This window comes from Streptomyces sp. NBC_01092 (assembly GCF_045039535.1).
Lineage (GTDB): Bacteria > Actinomycetota > Actinomycetes > Streptomycetales > Streptomycetaceae > Streptomyces.
Genome location: NZ_CP108659.1, coordinates 8,181,364 through 8,199,209 on the forward strand (window position 1 = coordinate 8,181,364; position 17,846 = coordinate 8,199,209).

At 71.1% G+C, this 17,846-nt stretch carries 15 protein-coding genes; 11 read left to right on the plus strand and 4 right to left on the minus strand.

Annotated features, from left to right (window positions below; translation table 11 throughout):
* Window positions 1–188 precede the first annotated feature (188 nt).
* From OG254_RS37085 to OG254_RS37095, 3 genes are all read left to right on the plus strand, one after another.
* Window positions 189–1,130: a ScbA/BarX family gamma-butyrolactone biosynthesis protein gene (locus OG254_RS37085; RefSeq protein WP_405590764.1), complete on the plus strand. Its 942-nt coding sequence runs from the start codon at window positions 189–191 to the stop codon at window positions 1,128–1,130.
* A gap of 71 nt (window positions 1,131–1,201) precedes the next feature.
* Window positions 1,202–1,849, plus strand: coding sequence for a ScbR family autoregulator-binding transcription factor (locus OG254_RS37090; protein ID WP_405590767.1), 648 nt, complete (start codon window positions 1,202–1,204; stop codon window positions 1,847–1,849).
* 22 nt (window positions 1,850–1,871) lie between these two features.
* Window positions 1,872–3,074 carry a damage-control phosphatase ARMT1 family protein gene (locus OG254_RS37095; RefSeq protein ID WP_405590769.1) on the plus strand — a complete coding sequence of 401 codons (1,203 nt, stop codon included), beginning with the start codon at window positions 1,872–1,874 and terminating at the stop codon, window positions 3,072–3,074.
* 13 nt (window positions 3,075–3,087) lie between these two features.
* Here OG254_RS37095 and OG254_RS37100 read toward each other — a convergent pair whose 3' ends face one another.
* Window positions 3,088–4,362, minus strand: a complete 1,275-nt coding sequence (locus OG254_RS37100) for a cytochrome P450 (protein ID WP_405590771.1) — start codon at window positions 4,360–4,362, stop codon at window positions 3,088–3,090.
* Between the two features lie 239 nt (window positions 4,363–4,601).
* Here OG254_RS37100 and OG254_RS37105 point away from each other — a divergent pair, with 239 nt between their 5' ends.
* The 4 genes from OG254_RS37105 to OG254_RS37120 all read left to right on the plus strand — a co-directional run bounded on the left by OG254_RS37105 (window position 4,602) and on the right by OG254_RS37120 (window position 8,153).
* Window positions 4,602–5,519, plus strand: coding sequence for an ABC transporter substrate-binding protein (locus OG254_RS37105; RefSeq protein ID WP_405590773.1), 918 nt, complete (start codon window positions 4,602–4,604; stop codon window positions 5,517–5,519).
* Window positions 5,520–5,550: 31 nt separating this feature from the next.
* Window positions 5,551–6,330, plus strand: a complete 780-nt coding sequence (locus tag OG254_RS37110; RefSeq protein WP_405590775.1) for an ABC transporter permease — start codon at window positions 5,551–5,553, stop codon at window positions 6,328–6,330.
* 75 nt (window positions 6,331–6,405) lie between these two features.
* Complete coding sequence (locus tag OG254_RS37115) at window positions 6,406–7,356, plus strand: ABC transporter permease (protein ID WP_405590777.1); 951 nt, start codon at window positions 6,406–6,408, stop codon at window positions 7,354–7,356.
* A gap of 47 nt (window positions 7,357–7,403) precedes the next feature.
* The gene (locus OG254_RS37120; protein ID WP_405590779.1) at window positions 7,404–8,153 is read left to right on the plus strand and encodes an ABC transporter ATP-binding protein; all 750 of its coding nucleotides are present in this window, start codon (window positions 7,404–7,406) and stop codon (window positions 8,151–8,153) included.
* A gap of 59 nt (window positions 8,154–8,212) precedes the next feature.
* Here OG254_RS37120 and OG254_RS37125 read toward each other — a convergent pair whose 3' ends face one another.
* The gene (locus OG254_RS37125) at window positions 8,213–9,454 is read right to left on the minus strand and encodes an endonuclease/exonuclease/phosphatase family protein (RefSeq protein WP_405590782.1); all 1,242 of its coding nucleotides are present in this window, start codon (window positions 9,452–9,454) and stop codon (window positions 8,213–8,215) included.
* A gap of 185 nt (window positions 9,455–9,639) precedes the next feature.
* On the opposite strand from OG254_RS37125, the gene cyc2 reads away from it, so the two are divergent.
* Window positions 9,640–11,799: a germacradienol/geosmin synthase Cyc2 gene (cyc2, locus tag OG254_RS37130; RefSeq protein ID WP_405590785.1), complete on the plus strand. Its 2,160-nt coding sequence runs from the start codon at window positions 9,640–9,642 to the stop codon at window positions 11,797–11,799.
* On the opposite strand, the gene OG254_RS37135 is transcribed toward cyc2, so the two are convergent.
* Window positions 11,792–13,294: a hypothetical protein gene (locus OG254_RS37135; protein WP_405590788.1), complete on the minus strand. Its 1,503-nt coding sequence runs from the start codon at window positions 13,292–13,294 to the stop codon at window positions 11,792–11,794. The two genes, cyc2 and OG254_RS37135, sit on opposite strands and share 8 nt — an antisense overlap.
* A 164-nt stretch (window positions 13,295–13,458) precedes the next feature.
* Here OG254_RS37135 and phsA point away from each other — a divergent pair, with 164 nt between their 5' ends.
* Window positions 13,459–15,342 (plus strand): O-aminophenol oxidase PhsA, encoded by a 1,884-nt coding sequence (phsA, locus tag OG254_RS37140; protein ID WP_405590790.1) that lies wholly within the window; start codon window positions 13,459–13,461, stop codon window positions 15,340–15,342.
* Window positions 15,343–15,371: 29 nt separating this feature from the next.
* Here the strand turns inward: phsA and OG254_RS37145 are convergent, their stop codons facing one another.
* Window positions 15,372–16,106 carry a glutamine amidotransferase-related protein gene (locus OG254_RS37145; RefSeq protein WP_405590793.1) on the minus strand — a complete coding sequence of 245 codons (735 nt, stop codon included), beginning with the start codon at window positions 16,104–16,106 and terminating at the stop codon, window positions 15,372–15,374.
* 94 nt (window positions 16,107–16,200) lie between these two features.
* Here OG254_RS37145 and OG254_RS37150 point away from each other — a divergent pair, with 94 nt between their 5' ends.
* Both OG254_RS37150 and OG254_RS37155 read left to right on the plus strand, forming a co-directional pair.
* Window positions 16,201–17,067, plus strand: coding sequence for a LysR family transcriptional regulator (locus OG254_RS37150; RefSeq protein WP_405590796.1), 867 nt, complete (start codon window positions 16,201–16,203; stop codon window positions 17,065–17,067).
* A gap of 105 nt (window positions 17,068–17,172) precedes the next feature.
* Window positions 17,173–17,781 (plus strand): PDZ domain-containing protein, encoded by a 609-nt coding sequence (locus OG254_RS37155; protein WP_405590799.1) that lies wholly within the window; start codon window positions 17,173–17,175, stop codon window positions 17,779–17,781.
* Window positions 17,782–17,846: the final 65 nt, after the last annotated feature.

Below are 17,846 nucleotides of genomic sequence, written 5' to 3' on the forward strand. Positions count from 1 at the left end.
CAGCCCCTCCGTGCTGTCCGGCTGCGCCCGAGTCGGTCGGTGCGCCCGGCGTGCGCCGGAGCGGTTCGGGCAGGGTCGGGCGACCCCAGGCCGCATTGAAAACAAACCGGTCGGCTCGTACTCTAACGCTCGCGGCACGGGCACCTCGCCGTCTGCCATGGCACATACGGGGGGACCAAGGAGGGCACATGTCTTATCCGCGCCGGTTCGCCACGGCCCCGCTCGCCGAAACTCCTGAGGCGCCGGACGGCCTGACCGCCACCGTACCCCGCCAGTTGGTGCACCGCGCCTCGGTGGCGGAAACGTTTCTGACCGGGATGAACAGGGTGGCGCCCGACCGGTTCACGGTCTTCGCCGAGTGGCCGCGCGCTCATCAGTTACACGTGTCGCCCGACCGGTCGGCCTACGAACCCCTGCTCGTGGCCGAAACCGTCCGCCAGGCCGGCACACTCCTCGCGCACACCGCCTACGACGTCCCACTGGGCCATCAGTTCGTGCTCAGGGAGCTGCGGATCAGCACGCGGCCCGAGCGGCTGGCCGTCGGCACCACACCTGCTGAACCGGTTCTGCACCTCACCGTCACCGACGTCGACCACCGCGGCGCCCGCACGGCCGGATTCCGTTACGAGGCCGACGTACGGCTCGACGGCGAGCGCGTCGCGACCGCGCACGTGGCCGCCAGCTGGACCAGCGCGGCCGTCTACCGCCGGCTGCGCGGCGGTCGCAGTGCCGCCAGCGTGTCCCCGCTGCCGCCTCCGCCCGGCCTGCCGCCCGCCGTCGTGGACCGGGCCCTGCCCACGGACGTCGTCCTCGCCCCTGGCGGCCAACCCGACCGCTGGCGACTGCGAGTCGATACCGGGCATGCTGTTTTCTTCGACCATCCGCTCGACCATGTCCCCGGCATGCTGCTGCTGGAGGCCACCCGCCAGGCCGTGCGGGCCCGAACGGCGAGCGACCGTCGGACACCGGTCTCGTTCAGCGCCCTCTTCCACCGCTACACCGAACTTGACCTGCCCGCATGGATAGAGGCGTCCGGCGCGGCGGGGGCGCACGGCGCCGATGTGCAAGTCGTGGGACAGCAGGGGGAGACGACGGTCTTCGAGTGCGAGGTGGGCACCGTGGGCGGGTGAGTTATCTTGTACAGGGAGTAGAAAACAAACGGCACGACCCGTTCTTTTCCCTTTCCCAGGAGAGCCAGCCGATGGCGAGGCAGTTACGCGCCGAACAGACCCGCACCACGATCCTCACAGCAGCCGCCGAGCTGTTCGACCGAGGCGGCTATGAGTCGACCAGCCTCAGCGACATCGTCGAGCACGCCCAAGTCACCAAGGGGGCGCTGTACTTCCACTTCGCGGCCAAGGAGGACCTGGCCCAGGCGATCATGGAGCTTCAGTCCAGGGCGTCCCGTCAGGTGGCGACCGAGATGGACGCCCGGGGCCACACCTCGCTGGAGGCGCTGATGCGCACGACGTTCGGCATCACACGCCTCGCCGTCGAGGGCCCGATCACCCGCGCCGGTCTGCGCCTGGCCACCGGGGGAGTGGTGATACGGCCGCCCCTGCGGCACCCCTTCACCGAGCTGCTGGACATCACCACCCGAAGACTCCACGGCGCCGCCAAGGAGTCCGACATCCACCCGGACGTCGACGCCGAGGCCGCGGCCCACGCCCTGGTCTGCTTCTTCGTCGGCACCCGCGTCGTCGGCCGCTCCCTCGAACCCGTCGCACGCCAGCCGCGCAGGGTGGCCGAGATGTGGCACATCATGATCCGCGGCCTGGTCCCGGTGCCCCGCCGGGCCCGCTATCTCGCCCTGGCGACACAGCTGGAGCGGGAGATCAAAGCCCTATGACGCGGGCGGTACGGTGAGGCGCATGCCCGAGAGGTCCATGCCCGAGAGGTCCGCCGTCCCGCCCGCGCCCGTGCTCCTCGGGAACGAACCCGGCTCGTTCCCGCACAGCGTGCTCGCCGAGCGGCATCCCGCGATCATCCGACAGGTACGGGAGTCCTTCCCGTACGACCCCGAGCGGCAGCGCGCGCTGGACACGCTCCTCGCGAACTGCACCAAGGGCGTGATCGAACCGCTCCCCGCCGACGCGCACGACCGCGACCGCTGGACCGCGTGGGGCGCCGAGGCGTATACCGGCCGGTCCTGGTTCGACGTGCCGTGGCTGTGGTCGGAGAGCTACTTCTACCGCCGACTCCTAGAAGCCGTCGGCTACTTCAGTCCCGGCCCCTGGCAGGGCATCGACCCCTTCCGGCCCTCCAAGCTGGCCGAACTGGACGCCCCGGAGACGGACGAGGAGCTGGCCGCCCTCGACTCCCTCGCCGACCGGCCCGCCGAAGAGCAGGACCGGGCGCTGCTGCACGGTTCGCTGTGGGGCAACCGCGCCGACCTCGGCTTCCGGCTGTCGGCCGCGCACGACGCGCCCTCCTCGGACACCCCGCCCCTGGTGGCCGACGACAGCGAGACCCTCTGGTCCCTGCTCCCGCCCTCCGGCGCGGCCACCCTCTGCGTGATCGCCGACAACGCCGGCCGCGAGCTCGTCCCCGACCTGCTCCTCATCGCCCACCTCCTCACCCAGGGGCGGATCGGACGGGCCGTCCTGCACATCAAGCCGTACCCCTACTACGTCTCCGACGCCACGCACGCCGATGTGCTCGACGCCCTGCGCCGGCTGACGTCGGCACCCGGCGCGGCCGCGGACCACGGTCGCACGCTCTGGTCGGCGCTGACGGACGGCCGCCTCGTCGTCCGCGCCCACCCCTTCTCCAGCGCCCCGCTGCCGTACGCGGCGATGCCCGGCGACCTGCGTGAGGAACTCGCCGCCGCCACCCTCACCATCCTCAAGGGCGACCTCAACTACCGCCGCCTGGTCGGCGACCAGCTCTGGCCGCCGACCACGCCGTTCGCCGACGTCACCGCCCACTTCCCCGGCCCGGTCGCCGCCCTGCGCACCCTGAAGTCCGACGTGATCACCGGCCTGGCCGCCCGCACGGAGGCGGCGCTGGTGGCCGCCGAGGGCCAGAAGTGGCGTACCGGCGGGACCCATGCGCTGATCCAGGTCCGCACCTGACGGCCGTCCCTGCTCAAGTGACCCGCATCGGCAGCGACTTGATCCCGTTGATGAAGTTCGACACCAGTCGCTCGGGCGGCCCCGCCGTCCGCAGCACGGGCAGGGCCCGCAGGGCTTCCCGGTAGAGCACCCGCAGCTGGAGCCGGGCGAAGTGCGCGCCCAGGCAGACATGCGGACCGTCACCGAAGGACACATGCGGGTTGGGCGTGCGGGACAGGTCCAGCCGTTCCGGATCGGCGAAGACGCGCTCGTCACGGTTGGCGGAGGCGTGGAAGACGACCACCTTGTCACCGCCGCGGATGCGCCGCCCGGCCAGCTCGGTGTCCTCGGCGGCGGTGCGGCGGAAGGTGAGGACGGGAGGGTGCCACCGCAGCAACTCCTCCACGGCGGAGGAGAGTTCGACCTTTCCGGTCTTCAGCCGTTCGTACGACTCCGGGTGCTCGGCCAGGGCCAGCAGCCCGCCCGGGGCCGCACTGCGGACGGTGTCGTTGCCGGCGACGGTGAGCAGGAAGAAGAACATCTCCAGCTCGGGTTCGGCGAGTTCCGCGTCGTGCGCGAGGGTGGTCATCACATCGTCGGCGGGGAACCGCCGCTTGTGCGCGGCCAGTTGGCGTGCGTAGTCGAACATGTCCCGCAGCATCGCGGGCGAGCGCGGATTGACCGGCCTGCCCCGCGCGTCCCGCACCTGCGGGCCCGCCTCGTCGGGGTCCTGGTAGCCGATGACCCGCTGCGTCCAGTGCAGCAACAGCTTGCGGTCGGCCTCCGGCACGCCGAGCAGGTCGGCGAGGTTCAGCAGGGCGTAGTCGTCGGTGACGGCCCCGACCAGGTCCACGGTGCCGTCCGCCGCGCGGGCCGTGTCCAGGGCGTGCGTCAGGAGCGTGCCGGCCCGCTCCTGCGCGACCCCGACGAAACGGTCGACGCGCCCGGGAGTGAACGCCCGGCTGACGAGCCGCCTCAACCGACCGTGGCGGGGCGGATCCTGATTGAGCATCATGCGCCGGATGAACGGCAGGTCGTCCGGGTCCGGGTCGCGGATCTGGGTCGCGCCGATGTGCGAGGAGTACGTCGCCGAGTCCTTGAGCACCCGCACGACGTCCGCGTGCCGGGTCACCGCCCAGAATCCGGGCCCGGCCGGCCAGCCCAGCACCTCGTGCTCGTCCTGCCGGGCCACGGGGTGGTGGTCGCGCAGGACGCGATAGGCGTCGTGGGGCACGCCGGTGGCGTACTGACGGGGGTCGAACACGTCGGGGACGGGGGGAGCGTCGTGGATCCCCGGGCGCCCGGTCACGCCCGCTCGCTCTTGCCGACGGGCCGGTGCGGGAGGGTGGAGGAGGTCATGTGACCAAGGTGGCGTATATCGGTGAAGACCGACAGGCGGACGCGTGCGGGTTGATGCGCCGACGGTGCGGGTTCCCGTGCCGTATGTGGTGATCATGACAAATTCTTGCTAGTCATGACGCCATGCCGTTACGTCAATTGCGCTCGGGAACGAGGACAGCGGCGGCCGCCGCGGTCACCCTCCTACTGATGGCGGCCACGGCCTGCGGCGACGACGGGGACTCCTCCTCCGGGGCGGACCGGCGCGAGACCGTCCGGGTCGCGGCCCTGCCCCTGATCGACTGCGCCGCCCTCTACATCGCGAGGGACCGCGGCCTGTTCGAGAAGGAGGGGCTGGACGTCCGCATCCAGCAGATCCAGCAGACCCTCCAGGCGCTGCCGGCCCTGGCCAAGGGACAGATCGACATGGTCGCCAGTGCGAACTACGTGACCTACCTCCAGGCCCATGAGAAGGGCACCCTCGACATCCGGATCGTCGCCGAGGCGATCAGGGCCGCGCCGCGCATGATGGAGGTCCTGGTGCCCGAGGACTCGGACATCAAGAGCGTCGCCGACCTCGCGGGCAGGAAACTCGCCGTCAACGTCCTGAACAACGTCCAGTCGCTCACCTTCAACGAGATCCTGGAGAAACAGGGCGTGGACCGGCCCGTCTACCGGGCGATCCCCTTCCCGCAGATGGGCGCCGCCCTCGACAAGGGACAGGTCGACGCCGTGCACGCGGTCGAGCCGTACGACAGCGCCATTCAGGACGAGCTGAAGGCCAGGGTGCTCGTCGACGGATCGTCGGCGCCGGTCGAGGCCATCCCGCTCAGCGGTTACCTCAGCACCGGTGCCTACACCGACGGGCACGGCAGGACGCTGGCCGCGTTCCAGCGGGCCATCAAGGCGGCCGTGGAGATCGCGGAGAAGGATCCCTCCGTCGTCCGGACCACCCTGCCCACGTACACCAAGGTGACCGAGGAGCAGGCCGAGGCCATCGACCTGCCGGTCTTCCCGCCGACGATGGACGCCACGCAGCTCACTCGGCTCACCGGCCTGATGGAGAAGCAGGGGTTGTTGAAGAAGTCGATTGATCCGGCGACGTTGTTGGTCGAGGGGCGTGGGTGAGGGACGGGGGCGCCGCGAGGGGCGTGGTGAGGTGAAGGGACGTCAGGAGCAGGTCGTGCTCGGCGCCTTGGGGGTGACCCTGGCGTTCGGAGCGTGCGAGGCGGTCTCGCGGGCCGGTCTCGTGCGGCGCACCTATCTCCCGCCGGCCTCCGAAGTCCTGGGCCGTGCGGTGGAGTTGGCGGGCGACGGGGTCTTCCTGGACGGCATCGCGGCCACGCTGCGCGCCTGGGCGCTCGGGCTCGCGCTGGCCGTCGCCATCGCCGTCCCGGTCGGCCTGGTCCTCGGGAGCGTGCCGGTCGTCGACGCCGCCGTACGCGCGATCGTCGAGTTCCTGCGGCCGCTGCCGTCCGTCGCACTGATCCCCCTGGTCTCCCTGCTGCTCGGCTCGGGCACGGAGACCAAGGTCGCGCTGGTGACGTATGCGTCGGTCTGGCCGATCCTCTTCAACACGATCTACGGCCTCGGCGAGACCGACCCGCTGGCCAAGGACACCCTGCGCGCCTTCGGCTTCGGCCGCCTCGCCGTCCTCCTGCGCGTCGAACTCCCCGGCACGGCCCCCTTCATCGCCGCCGGCATCCGCATCTCGGCCGCGGTCGCCCTCATCCTGGCCGTCGCCACGGAGATCCTCTCCGGCTTCGGCGAGGGCCTCGGCATCTTCATCGCGCAGGCGGGACTGGCCACGGACGGCACGCGGGACGTGCTGGCGGGGGTGGTGTGGGCCGGGGTTCTCGGGCTGGTCATCAACGGGGCGCTGGTGTGGGGCGAGCGAAGGTTGTTTCCGTGGACGCCGGGGAGGCGGGGGGTTGGGTGACGGTGGGGTGTCGGGTGACGGTGGGGTGTTGAGGTGTGGTTCGAGCTCTCCTGTTGCGTCGGGTGGGGAGCGCGGATGAGACGGCAAGACGCTGCCGCACCCGAACCGTCGGGAGCCTCAGGGCCTTCGGCATCGTTCGGGCTCCCGGCATCGTCCGGGCCCCGTGACGGCTCCGGTGGGGTCGGCGGCGAGGCGTCCGGACCGGCCCGTGCTCGTGCCCTCGTCTCCGTCCCCGCTCCCGCCGCCGTACGCCACGCCCTCCTGCGCTGGCTGGTGCTCGCGATAGCCGTGGCCGTCTGGCAGTTGGCCGCCGGTGTTCACGGCAGCGTGTACTTCCCGCCGCCCGTCGAGATCGCGCGGCACGCCCTCGATCTCTGGTTCTCGGGGCCCGCCCGGCACGTGTTCCTCACCGACGAGGCCGTCGGCAACATCCTGCCCAGCCTCGGACGGATGGCCGCCGGGTTCGGGATTGCCGCCGTCGCCGGGATCGCGCTCGGCGTCGCGCTCGGCCGTTCGCGGCGTGTGTACGCCCTGTGCGACCCGGTCCTCCAGTTCGCCCGGGCCGTCCCGCCGCCCGCGCTGGTCCCTGTCTTCGTCGTGATCCTCGACTTCGGTACGCCGATGCAGATCGCGTCGATCGCGTTCAGTGCCGTCTGGCCGGTGCTGATCAACACGGCCGAAGGCGCCCGCGACACCGACCCGCTGCGCATCGAGGTCGCCGCCGTCCTGCGCCTCACCCCGGCCGAACGGCTCCGCTTCCTCATCCTGCCCTCCGCGCTGCCCCGCATCTTCGCCGGCCTGCGCCTGAGTCTCTCCCTCTCCCTCATCCTCATGGTGTTCTCGGAGCTGCTCCCCGGCACCGCCAACGGCATCGGTTTCACACTCACCGACGCCCAGTCCCGCTCCGACCTGCTCACCGTCTGGTCGGCGCTGGTCCTGCTCGGCGCCGTCGGCCATCTCCTCAACACCGGCCTGCTGGCCTTCGAGAAGCGACTGGTCGGCAGGGGGAGGACGACGACCGTATGACCCGTACGCCTCGTGCAAACCCCGCCAACCTCCGCCCAGGGACAGCCATGCTCCGCCTAGACGCGGTCGGCCAGCGCTACGGCGACCACCAGGTCCTGCACGACATCTCCCTCGCCGTGCCGGACGGCCAACTCCTGTGTGTCGTGGGCCCGTCCGGCTGCGGCAAGTCCACGCTGCTGCGCACCATCGCGGGCCTGCTGCCCGGGTACGACGGCACGATCACGCTGGACGGCACACCCGTACGCGGTGTCCCGGACAACCTGGCCGTGGTCTTCCAGGACTACGCCCGCTCCCTCTACCCCTGGCTCACGGTCCGCGAGAACGTGGCGCTTGTGCTGCGCCGCCGGAACCTGCCGCGAGCGCAGCGCCGGGCCGAGGCCGACCGCATCCTGGCCCGGGTCGGCCTCACGGACGCGGCCCGCCGCCACCCCTGGCAGCTCTCGGGGGGCATGCAGCAACGCGTCGCGATCGCCCGCGCCCTGGTCTGCCGCCCCTCCCTGCTCCTCATGGACGAGCCCTTCGGCTCCCTGGACGCCCAGACCCGCGAGGACCTGGAGGACCTCCTCCTGGAGGTCCACCGCACGGACGGCGCGACGATCGTCTTCGTCACCCATGACATCGACGAGAGCGTCTACCTGGGCGACCGCGTCGTAGTCCTCTCCGCGGGCCCCGGCGCCAAGGTGGTCCTGGACCTCCCGGTCGAACTCCCCGGCACCCGGGACCAGATCACGACCCGGGGCCTGACGGAGTTCGTCGCACTGAGGTCGGAGGTGGGACGGGCGGTGCGCAACAGATAGCGACGGCACGATGCTGACGCAGGTCGGCACAATTCGGCCCGTCCGGCACCGCGCACCGCTCACCCCACCCGCACGTCCTGCCAGACCAGCCGGTGATCCGACGTCGGCACGGACACCCCGTTGCCCACCAGCCGGTACAACGGATCGTCGGACGTCGGCCAGAAGACCCCGTTCCCGCCCGCCACCAGCCCCTTGGACGGCAGCACATAGTCGACCCGCAGATTCCCGGGCGCGCTGTCCCCGAAGTCGGACGTGTCATACGCCGGGTCACCGCGATGCGAGGCATTGGCGCCCCCCTGCAGCCTCGCGGCCTCCACCCCACCCGCGCTGGCCGGAGGAGCCTTCGGAAGGCTCACCGCCGGGTGGTCGAGCAGCTGCAGGATGGCGTGGCCATAGCTGTCACCGTCGAACGGATCGGCGTTGTTGTCACCCGCGATCACAAACCGCGCCCCGGCCCGCAACCCACCCCGCCGCCCCTTGTCGTCGTACAGGTACGAGCTGCGCCGACGCCCGCCGACGTAGTCGGCCCACAGCCGGATCTCGTCATGGTTGCGCCGCCCGTTGCGGTCCTCGACGCCGTCGAAGGTGGGCGGCGTCGGATGCGAGACCAGGAAGTGCACCATGTCGTGCCCGATGCACACCGGCACGTCCCAGTGGCTCTTCGACGACAGCCGCAGGATCGCGCGGGCCTCGTCGCTGTAGTAGCCCGGCGGCATGAGGTGGCCCGGCATGTCCTTCCACAGGAAGCGCTGGAAGGTGCGCACCGCGCGCGTGTCGATCGGGAACTTCGACAGCACGACCATGCCGTACTGCCCCGGGAACCAGCCGTAGCCGTACGCGTCCTGGCCGTAGGCGTCCGAACCGGGCGTCGTGACCGCGCCGTTCTTGCCGTCGAGGTCCACGCCGGTGGCGACGCCCGTGTTCACCGGGCCGGTGAAGTGGTACGGGTAGCGGACCGGCTTCGCACCGCCCTGCCCGACGGCCAGGTAGTTGCGCAGGAACAGCCGGACCGCCCTGCCCTGGTCGTCGTAGTCGAACTCATTGATCAGCAGGATGTCCGGATCGACCCGCTGGATCGTCTCGGCGACATTGCGCGCCTGGGCGTTGTCCGGCGTGGACAGGTCGGTGATCAGCGCGCCCTGGGTGGCGCGGTTCAAGGAGGCGTTGAAGGTGGCGAACCGGACGGACCGGCGGCCGTGCCGCTCGGCCGCCGATGCGGGGAACGCCGCGGTCGTGGCCAGCGCCGCCCCGGCGAGGGACGCCAGCGCCGTGCGGCGGGAGAGGGATCCGGTGTGGTTCATCGCGACTCCGGTGCGGGAGGGGACACGGGGGGTGGGGGACACATGAAGCTCGAAAAGTCTGCGCGCGTAGAGGTGAACGCCACAAGGCCCGGCGAGAACTCCCGGATTCACCCGTGATTCACGCGATGGTGTGATCATGTCCCGTGCCGCGGATGCCCGTTGAACCCCCCGGGTAGGGCCCGGCCATGACGCAGCAGCCCTTCGAACTCCCGCACTTCTACATGCCGTATCCCGCGCGGCTGAACCCGCATGTCGACGAGGCGCGCGCCCACTCGACCGAGTGGGCACGCGAGATGGGCATGCTGGAGGGGTCCGGGATCTGGGAGCAGGCCGACCTCGACGCGCACGACTACGGCCTGCTCTGCGCCTATACCCACCCCGAATGCGACGGCCCCGCACTCTCCCTGATCACCGACTGGTACGTGTGGGTCTTCTTCTTCGACGACCACTTCCTGGAGATCTTCAAGCGCACCCAGGACCGCGCCGGCGGCAAGGCCTACCTGGACCGGCTGCCCCTTTTCATGCCGATGGACCTGTCGATCCCGATGCCGGAGCCGCAGAACCCGGTCGAGGCGGGCCTCGCCGATCTGTGGACGCGCACGGTGCCCAAGATGTCCGTGGACTGGCGCCGCCGCTTCTCCGTGGCGACCGAGCACCTCCTGAACGAGTCGCTGTGGGAGCTGTCCAACATCAACGAGGGGCGCATCGCCAACCCCGTCGAGTACATCGAGATGCGCCGCAAGGTGGGCGGCGCCCCATGGTCCTCGGGCCTCGTGGAGTACGCGACCGCCGAAGTCCCCGCGTCCGTGGCCGAGTCGAGGCCGCTCAGGGTGCTGATGGAGACGTTCTCCGACGCGGTGCACCTGCGCAACGACCTGTTCTCCTACCAGCGCGAGGTCGAGGACGAGGGCGAACTCAGCAACGGCGTCCTGGTGCTGGAGACCTTCTTCGGCTGCACCACCCAGCAGGCCGCCGAGATGGTCAACGACGTCCTCACCTCCCGGCTCCACCAGTTCGAGCACACCGCGCTCACCGAAGTTCCCGCCGTGGCGCTGGAGAAGGGGCTCAACCCCGAAGAGGCCGTCGCGGTCGCCGCGTACACCCAGGGGCTCCAGGACTGGCAGTCCGGCGGCCACGAATGGCACATGCGCTCCAGCAGGTACATGAACGCGCGCGCCGACCGCACCTCGCCCTGGCAGGGCCTGACCGGGCGCGGCACCTCCGCCGCCGATGTCAGCGCGCTCCTCGCGGCGGCCGGCGCCGAGCGCCTGCGCGCGTACACGCACGTGCCGTACCAGAAGGTCGGCCCGTCCCTGCTCCCCGACTTCCACATGCCCTTCGCGGTCGAGCTCAGCCCGCACCTTGCCGCCACCCGCGGGCGCCTGACCGAGTGGATGCACCGCATGGGCATGCTCGAGGAGGGCGTCTGGGACGAGGACAAACTCGCCGCCTACGACCTTCCGCTGTGCTCGGCCGGCATCGACCCCGACGGCACGCCCGAGGCCATCGACCTCAGTGCCCAGTGGCTCGCCTGGGGCACCTACGGCGACGACTACTACCCCCTCGTCTTCGGCCACCGCCGCGACCTGGCCGCCGCCCGGCTCACCACCCGGCGCCTGTCGGACTGCATGCCCCTCGACGGCGAGCCGACGCCCCTCCCGGTCAACGGCATGGAACGCGGCCTGATCGACCTGTGGGCGCGCACGACGGCGGAGATGACACGCGACGAGCGCCGCACTCTGAAGGACTCGGTGGACGTCATGACCGAGAGCTGGGTCTGGGAGCTGTCCAACCAGCTCCAGAACCGCATCCCCGACCCGGTCGACTACCTGGAGATGCGCCGCGCCACCTTCGGCTCCGACCTCACCCTCAGCATGTGCCGGATGGGCCACGGACCCGCCGTACCGCCGGAGGTGTACCGCAGCGGACCCGTCCGCTCACTGGAGAACGCCGCTGTCGACTACGCGTGCCTCCTCAACGACGTCTTCTCGTACCAGAAAGAGATCGAGTACGAGGGCGAGATCCACAACGCGATCCTCGTCGTACAGAACTTCTTCGGCATCGACTACCCGACCGCGCTCAGCGTCGTCCATGACCTGATGACCCAGCGCATGCGCCAGTTCGAGCATGTCGCGGCGTACGAACTGCCCATCGTGTACGAGGACTTCGGGCTCACGGACGAGGGCAGGGAAGTCATGCGGAACTACGTGGTCGACCTGCAGCACTGGATGGCGGGCATTCTGCACTGGCATCGGGAGGTCGACCGCTACAAGGCCGCGTACCTGGCCCGCCGCGCCCACGGCTTCCTGCCGGACCGCGGACCCGCCGTGCCGGTCCTCAGCTGATCCCCCGCACCCGCGCCGCGGTCTCCTCGGCGAGCTCCCGTACGCCCTTCGCGGCGTTCTCCGAGAGCTCGCCGAGTATCGCGTCCGCGGCCGCGAGCAGCGCGCGGGCTTCCTCCGGGCGGTCCGTGTCGGCCAGGGCGAGGGTGAGCCGGTAGTGCTCCTCGGCGATGAAGCGGCCGAGGTTCACCCGCTGCCAGTCGCGCAGCGAGTCGTCACCAAGGGTGGCCAGGGCGTCTCGCACGGCGGTCAGGGTCTTTGTGGCGTCGGCCAGAAGGCCCGCGTCCCGCTCCAGCCGGGCCTGGGTGTGCCGGGCCGAGGCCCGGTCCCACGCCGACTCCTGAAGGGCGGCGTACAACTGCTGGGCTCGCAGCGCCTGGGGTAGATCGCCGAGTCCCTCGAAGTCGTGGGCGAGTGCGCTCAGCGGGGCTGTTGCGAGCCTCCGCGGCGCATCGGGCCGGCGGAGTCTGCTCTGGTCCATCACGATCGCGTCGAGTTCGCGGATCAGGGTCACCCGGGCCAGCTCGGCCATGCCCTGGTCGCGCGCCAGGTCGGTCCATGTGGAAACCGGCTCGTCCGACGGATCCGTCCCGAACAGTGACTCGTCGAGCTCCCGCGCCCACTCCCGAAGCTCCTCCGCACTTGCGTCGGCTTCCGGCATTCCGCCGAGGCCGCACGCGGTGTCGAAGTCTGTCTCCCGCACCTCGTGCAGCAGCGGCAGGTCCCCGGTGTCGCCGCGCAGGCCCACCAGCACGGCGGCGAGCCGCAGTTCGTCCGTCATCGACGAGCGCCTCTCATGCCGCAACAGATGCCGCAGCAGCGCCAGGTCGCCGTCGGCCCGGTCGAACTGGGCGGCCCGCAGGGCGAGTCGACGCCGTACGGGATCCTCGGCCACCTCCTCCCAGGCCGGGTGCTCACCCGACCGCAGCAGCGCCAGATCGGCGCGACCGCTCGCGAGCACCGGCTCCCACAGGGGCGGGCGGGGGTAGGAGTCGAGCAGCTCATAGGCGTTGTGCTCCGTCGCGTTCAGGAGCAGGAAGTCGGGCTCGGTGCGCAGGAGTGCGGCCTTCTGCAGGGCTTCGAGCTCCGCGCGAGAACGCTGCGGAAAGCCCAGCGCCGCGCGCAGTTCGGCCCGCGCCGCATCGAGGTCGTCTCGGACATCGAGGTCGTCCCGGAACCCCTCCTCGTCCTCCTCGTCCTCGTCGTCGTCCTCGGCCTCCGCCAGACCGATGATGATCTCGAGCGCCTCGTCGACACCGGAGCCTATGAGCCCGGCGCTCCCTTCCGAGTCGGCGTACAGCACCGAGCCGTCCGCGCACACGAAGTACGTACCGCCCGTGGCGTCCCCGGCCACGACCTCCAGCGGTGCGCCCGAGGCGAGGCGGACCTCCTCGACATGGCCGTGAGCCGCGCGGCTGATGTCGAAGTCGAAAGGGAATGCGGCCAGCTCGGCCAGACGGGCGTTCTCTCGCAGGGCCCGTAGCGCATCATCGGTCATGTCACAGAACGTAACAGCCGCCACTGACAACGGACTTCCGGCCTCCGGATGCGGTCTCCGAAACTTTCCGTACGGAACGGGATATTCAGGGAACTTGATCGATGCGTCGCGAGTCTTCTGGGGTGAGGGGAACAGACAACGAGAACACACGGGGGTGTTCGACCATGACCGACATCATCGAGAGGTTCACGGACAGCGACGCGAAGAAGGAGGCGGGGGAGCAGCCGCTCGAAACCGGCGAGCTCACGCCGTACGTGGCCCCCCTGCCCGTCCCGCCCGTCCTGCGCCCGGCCTCCGAGGACGTCCTGCACGAGACCGAGATCGCCTTACGCCCGACCTGGGTGCGCCTGCACCCGCAGCTCCCGCCGACCTTGATGTGGGGGTACGACGGTCAGGTGCCGGGCCCAACCATCGAGGTGCGGCGCGGACAGCGCGTGCGCATCGCCTGGACCAACCGCATCCCCAAGGACAGCGAGTACCCGGTCACCTCGGTGGAGGTGCCGCTGCGCACGGACGGCCGCCCGCAGGCCAACACCGAGCCCGGCCGCGAGGGAGTCGAGCCGAACAAGGACGTCGCCGCGCTGCCTGCCTGGTCGGTGACCCATCTGCACGGCGCCCAGACGGGCGGCGGCAACGACGGGTGGGCGGACAACGCGGTCGGATTCGGGGACGCCCAGCTGTCCGAGTATCCGAACGACCACCAGGCGGTGCAGTGGTGGTACCACGACCACGCGATGAACATCACCCGGTGGAACGTGATGACGGGCCTGTACGGCACCTACCTCGTCCGTGACGACGAGGAGGACGCCCTCCAACTGCCCTGCGGGGAGCGGGAGATCCCGCTGCTGCTCGCCGACCGCAACCTCGACACCGACGAGGACGGCCGGCTCAACGGGCGGCTGCTGCACAAGACATTGATCGTCCAGCAGCAGAACCCGGAGACGGGCAAGCCGGTCTCCATCCCGTTCAGCGGCCCGTACACCACGGTCAACGGCCGTATCTGGCCGTACGCCGACGTGGACGCCGCCTGGTACCGCTTCCGGCTGGTCAACGCGTCCAACGCGCGCATCTACGACCTCGTCCTGGTCGACGAGGACGACAACCCGGTCCCGGGCATCGTCCACCAGATCGGCAGCGACGGCGGACTGCTGCCGCGCCCGGTCCCGGTCGACTTCGAGGGCGCGCTGCCCACGCTGACCGCGGCCCCGGCCGAGCGCTTCGACCTGCTCGTCGACTTCCGCGGCCTCGCGGGCCGACGGCTCCGCCTGGTCAACAAGGGCCCCAACCAGCCGCCCGGCGTGTCCGACCCGGCCGGTGGCGTGCGCTATCCGGCGGTGATGGAGTTCCGGGTCGGCGAGACCTGCGAGACGGACACCTTCGAACTGCCCGAGGTGCTCTCCGGCTCCTTCCGCCGGCTGACGCACGACATCGAGCACGGCCACCGGCTGATCGTCCTCACCCCGCCCGCCACCAAGGGAGGCGGCGGCCACCCGGAGATCTGGGAGATGACGGAGGTCGAGAACCCGGGCGACATCCAGGTCCCCACCGAGGGCGTCATCCAGGTCACCGGAGCGGACGGGAAGACCAAGACCTACCGGCGCACGGCCCGCACGTTCAACGACGGCCTGGGCTTCACCATCGCCGAGGGCAGCCACGAGCAGTGGAGCTTCCTCAACCTCGCGCCGATCGTCCACCCCATGCACATCCACCTGGCCGACTTCCAGGTGCTCGGCCGCGACGCCTACGACGCCTCAGGCTTCGACCCGGCCGTCGGCGGCACCCGCAGCCCGATCCGTCACGACGCCGGCACCGCGATCCCGCTGGCGCCCAACGAGCTCGGCCACAAGGACGTCTTCCGGGTGCCCGGGAACCAGATGCTGCGCGTGATGGGCAGGTTCGACGGCGCGTACGGCCGGTTCATGTACCACTGCCACCTCCTCGAACACGAGGACATGGGCATGATGCGGCCCTTCGTCGTCATGCCACCGGAGGCCCTGAAGTTCGACCACGGCGCCGGACACGGCGGCCACGGGGGACATATGGGCTGATGCACGCGCGCGTGGCGGATTTCCGTGCGTCACGCGCGCATGCCGGCCGTCCGCGCCGCGTGCTCGACCGCGGCTCGCGCCAGCGCCCGGACCAACGGGTGCGGGCGCGAGCCGTCGCCGGACAGCTCCGGCTGGAAGAGCGAGGCCAGGAAGAAGGGGTGGCCGGGCAGTTCGGCGATCCGGACGTGACCGTCCTCGTCGTGCCCGGTGAAGCGCAGTCCGTGCGCACGCAGGGTGTCGAGGTGGCGCGAGGGGCCGTACGCGCAGAAGTACCGCTCGACGGTCCGCTCCGAGCCGATCGCGGCCTGGGCGAGCGAACCGGGCTCGATGCGTACGACCGCCTCGTGGCCGACCAGCGAGCAGGCGAGGGGTTCGATGAGGAAGTCGTCGGCGTCGGGGTCGTTCTCGGCGTGGGCGACCCGGGTCAGTCCGCACACATCACGGGCGTACTCCAGGAGAGCGTGCTGGAAGCCACCGCATGTGCCGAGGAACGGGATGCCCTCCTCGCGCGCGGTGCGGATCGCCGACAGCACACCCGTCTCACTGTGGTACGGGCTGCCCGGCAGCACCCAGACCGCGTCGAACCCGCGCACCGCGTCGTCCGCCTCCGCGTCCTGCGAAGGGATCCAGTAGGCGTCGAGGACGAGCCGGTCGCGTTCGGCGAGAGCGTCCAGCAGGAGGGGCACGCGCGTGTGCGAGGCGACGTTGGGGGAGCGGTCCCCGACCAGGGCGAGCCTGGCCGTCCGAGCGGCGGTGTTCGTCATGGGCTCATCCTCGGCGCGGCCCGGAGTTCACGTCCAACGATGATTTCTGGATCGTCGATAAGCACATCTGATGCGGTGCGGAATGCTGTCCCGCATGGACCCGCACCTGCTGCGCACCTACGTCACCGTCGCCCGCCTCGCCTCGTTCTCCGAGGCCGCGCGCGAACTGGGCTACACCCAGTCGGCGGTGTCCCAGCACATCGCCGCGCTCGAACAGGACCTGGGCGCACCCCTGCTCACCCGTCGCCCCGTGGCGCCCACAGCAGCGGGTGAGCGACTCCTCGAACACGCGAGCCCGCTGCTGCTGCGCCTGGAGGCGGCCCGGGCGGACGTCGTACGGATGGCGGCCGCGCCCGACCACGGACTGACGCTCGCGACCGCGCCGACCGCGCTCGGACCCCGCGTCCTCGCAGCGCTCCCGGCCTCCGGCGTGACCCTGCGCGTACTGGCCCGCGACGAGGTCCCCGTGGCCGTCGCCACCGGCACCGCGGACCTCGGCCTCGTCGACGGCCTGGCCGCCCCCAGCGACCCGCTGCGGCTGCCCGACGTGGCCCCGCTGACCACGCACGGCGTGGGAGAGGAGCCGGTCTGCGTCCTGCTGCCCGCCACCCACCCGCTCGCCCGGCGCCCAGGCCTGCGCCTCGGCGACCTCGCCGACGCACGCTGGCTCGACGCCCCCGACACGGGCCTGCCGCTCACCCACCTCCGCGCCGCGAACGGCGGCCACGGCTTCCGGCCCGCCCTGCGCTACGACGGCACCGACATCCGCACCCTCATCGCCCTCGCGGCCGCCGGCCACGGCCTGACCCTGCTGCCGCACTCGGCGGCGACCGCAGTGCCCGGCACGGTCGCCGTCCCGGTGACGCAGCCTCGTGTCGTGCACCGGACGGAACTGGTGCACGCGGGGGCACTCGGCGCAGCGGCGGCGACGCTCGCGTCGGCGCTGGCCGAAGGGGCCTGAGCCAGGACGCCTATGGCTTCCCGTTCTTGACCACTGGTCAGTCTCACTCGTTCGTGGCTCGTTGTGCGCCGGTGCGCAGGGTAGTCACCAGCCGGAGGCGATCCGATGGAACAGACTGCGTTGCGACCCAAACCCATGCCTGGTCAGGGCCCAGGTGACGAGGCGGTGTCCGGTCCCGGCGCACGGCGTCCGCACGCCGCGCCCCGGCGTCGGGGCCGACGGCTCACCACCCTGTTGTGCGCCCTGCTGGCCGGGACGGTCCTGATCCTGACCGGGGTCGGCCTCGGCACCCTGGGAGCCACGGTGATCGGCATGAGCCGACTCGCCGAGCTGCAGAAGCGGGCCGGACCGGGTGCCCCCGGCGGCCCGGCCACCTCCGCGCACCCCGGCTCCTCGACCTCCTCGACCTCGCCGTCCTCGGCACCGAACTCCGCGCCGTCCCGAGCCGGCGTCCCCACCCTCGGCGTGGAGGCCGTGGACGCCGAGAAGACGGGCGCCGCCATCGTCGGCGTCCACGTCCCGGGACCGGGGTACACGGCCGGCCTGGTCCGGGGCGACGTACTCCTCGCGTTCGACCGGACCCGCATCGACTCGGCCGCCGACCTCGCACGAGCGGTCGCCGCGGCCCGTCCGGGCGACGAGGCCACCCTGAAGGTGCTCCATCGCGGCGGCGGCTACCAGCAGCTGACAGTGATCCCGGGCGTCGTCGTCTGAGCGCCCCGAAACGGCGCGCAAGTCTGTGAAAACCACTGGTCACGTTCCGCCGGCAGGGCCACGAT